A 240-nucleotide genomic window follows, 5' to 3' on the forward strand; every position below is an offset into this window, starting at 1 on the left:
TGCTGCGACGCGCGGTCGATGTGTTGGTCCGTGGCGGACGCTTCGTACCGCCGGAACTTCGCACGCCGTTGAGTCGATCGCGGATGCGGCGGACACCGGAGCCGCTGCTCGCAGCATTGAGCCGACGTGAGCGCGAAGTGCTCCGGCTGGTCCTGCAGGGCTGCAGCACCGGCGAGGTCGCACGGCGTTTCGGCCGTACGGCCAGCACGGTCAGTACGCAGAAGCGGACCGCCTATCGCA

The 240-nt window shown here is 68.8% G+C and carries 1 protein-coding gene; it reads left to right on the forward strand.

Annotated elements, in window-relative coordinates:
* Positions 1 to 240: helix-turn-helix domain-containing protein (locus AC6UD2_RS06890; protein ID WP_500698449.1), on the forward strand; the 240-nt coding region annotated here is incomplete at both ends.

The organism is Fructilactobacillus sp. X2R5C2 (assembly GCF_059901375.1).